We start from the raw sequence: 2,807 nt of genomic DNA, 5'->3' as shown, positions 1-2,807 counted from the left end.
ACTATAAAAATGTAAAACACAAAAGTATCATATCTTCATCTATAAACACCTTAATATTCATAATTAAAAGACATTGGAGAAAATCTAAATCCAGTTTTCTTGAAATTTTCAAATTTAAACCTTCTCAATCTACAATCAAAGGAATACTTAGAATTGTTTTCTTCCCCTTGAATCTTTTATTAAAACTTACTTCATGGTTAATATTAAATCTTATTATGTATCCTCTAACTTTCTTCTCGATTCTTTTCTCTCTCCCCTTTTTATTTATCATAATCGTCCTATTTCTTATCTTAAAGAAAGTCATCCATTGGACACTTTATATCCCTCTGCAAATTTTTCATGTCGGATTTGAAAGTTTTCGATATTTTTATAAAATTTCACTTTCTTATAGTTTAAAATATTCACCTATTTTTATATTTCTTGCTATTGCTCTTTTTGTTTACACATTGAATTTATTACCCAATCTTGGACAGGAAGTTATCCCTGCAATGAAACAGGGAGAATTTAATATCCTCTTTGAAACTCGTGCAGGAACAAAATTAGAACAGACTTTACAAAAAGCATCAAGAATAGAAAATCTACTAAAAGAACATCCTTTCGTTGAACGGGTCACATTACAGGTTGGGACAGAAAGTTCCAAATCAGAAAGTAAAGGAAAAAATGAAAATAAAGCATCATTTACTGTTTTACTAAAAGACCGAAATAAGACAGCAAGAATACAAGACAAAATTATTGATGAAATCCGTTCTAAATTAATACCCCTTCCTGAAGAATCTATCGTATTCTCTTTACCTACACTATTTACAATGAAAAACGATTTGGAAGTCCAAATTTTCGGTGATGATTTAAACATATTAAAAATTGTTGGAGAAAAGTGCCTTGAAAAAGTAAAAGGTATAAAAGGTATAAAAGATGCGGACATTTCAATACAGTCTGGATATCCGGAACTTTTAATTCAATTGGACAGAGAACTTCTCGCAGAAAAAGGACTAACCCCGATGGAAGTTGCTAATAAATTAAGAAAAGAAATACAAGGGGAAATTGCAACCAAATTTAATCGGGGAGGAGATAAGATAGACATTCGTGTGCGCACAGACCAGGTTTATTTACAAAGTATAGAGGACTTAAAACAATTATCCATAGTGGAAGGTGCAACACCCATTCGTCTTTGTGATGTAGCTCGAATTATAGAAGACACAGGTCCCAGTGATATTCGAAGAATAGGACAAAAAAGAGTTGTTTTAATTACAGCAAACATTGAAGGTAGAGATTTAGCCAGTGTATCTAATGAAGTCATGGAAACATTACGAGAAGTAGAAAAACCCCGCGAATTTTTCATGACCCTTGGTGGTCAAAATCGTGAATTATCAACCTCCTATCAAAGTTTACGATTCGCCTTAATGTTAGCAGTTTTCCTTGTTTATGTGGTTATGGCATGCCAATTTGAGTCTATCTGGTTACCTGTTCTGGTTATGTTCTCTGTTCCTCTTGCCTTTATTGGTGTTGTTTTAGCGTTATTCTGGACAAATACAAATTTGAATGTCATGGTCTTTTTAGGCTCCATAGTACTTGCAGGTATTGTAGTAAACAATGCTATCGTCCTGATTGACTATACAAACCAACTCGTTTCCAGAGGACTTTCAATACATGAGGCTATCGTGCAGGCGGCGGTAGTTCGACTTAGACCTATCCTTATGACGACATTAACAACTGTCCTTGGTTTACTACCTATGTTGTTATCTCACGGTGAAGGTTCTGAATTAAGACAACCTCTGGCACTAACTGTTATGGCAGGACTTTCTTCAAGTACTCTTCTAACACTTTGGATAATCCCTATGGGAAATTATATGTTTTCTACTATGTTCCACAGGGGAAAAAGATAAATGGATTGGTCGTTACCTAAATTAGCAATTAATCGTCCTATTACCATGATTATGGTTTCCATATCCATATTGGTATTAGGGTTCATTTCTTGGTATCGTATTCCTTTAAAATTTCTCCCTAAAGTTGACCGCCCTTTCATAGGTTGTTTTATCCCTTATCCCGGGGGGTCACCTGAACAGGTCGAACAGCAAATTGCCATTCCCGTAGAAGGGGAATTTCGAACGATTCCCGGACTCAGGAGTATTGCTACTACCAGTTCTTCTAACGGTTGCACAGTAAATATGTGGTTTGACCTTGATACCGATATGACTCTTGCAACTGCAGAAGTGCGTGACCGAATAGAACGACTAAAGATGACACTACCTGAAGAAGTCCAACGAATTATCATTCAACGATTTAGTTCAGGTTCTATTCCCGTTTTTGCGGTTGGATTATTTAAATCGGGCGATGAAGAAAATTATGTATATTTAGTCCGAACATCTCTCATTCCCCGTCTTAGAAGGTTAGATGGAGTCGCAGATATACAAATTATCTCCCCCATTCCTGAAAAAGAAGTACTTATAGAGGTTTCTCAAGACCGTCTAAATAGTCTTAATATACCTATCGTTTCTCTCCTCAACACCCTTCGCACATCATCTGTTAACATATCCCTTGGTTCTGTTACTCAAAATGATAGGAAATACTTTGCTCGTTTATCCGGTGAATATCGAAATCTCTCTGAAATTGAAAATCTAATAATTAATAAAGATGGAATGCGACTAAAAGATATTGCTACAGTCCAATTTGGTTCTCGAGAAAAAGCACAACGGGTAGCCCTGGATGGAAAAGGAGGAGTAGTTCTATTAGTAATAAAAGAATCGGAAGCAAATGCAGTAGCGGTATGTGACCGTATAAAAAGAGAATTAGAAAATATTTTATCAGAA

2 protein-coding genes are annotated in these 2,807 nt (G+C 35.3%); both read left to right on the top strand.

The features are described 5' to 3' along the window. A partial coding sequence (locus tag PLA12_14650) for an efflux RND transporter permease subunit (protein HOQ33729.1) occupies positions 1–1,883 on the top strand: 1,883 nt, incomplete at its 5' end. Next, a partial coding sequence (locus tag PLA12_14645; protein ID HOQ33728.1) for an efflux RND transporter permease subunit occupies positions 1,884–2,807 on the top strand: 924 nt, incomplete at its 3' end. It abuts the gene before it with no gap.

The sequence above is a fragment of the Candidatus Hydrogenedens sp. genome (assembly GCA_035378955.1).
GTDB lineage: Bacteria > Hydrogenedentota > Hydrogenedentia > Hydrogenedentales > Hydrogenedentaceae > Hydrogenedens.
Note: the sequence above shows the minus strand (reverse complement) of the source record. Positions and strands in the feature narration are given on the sequence as shown.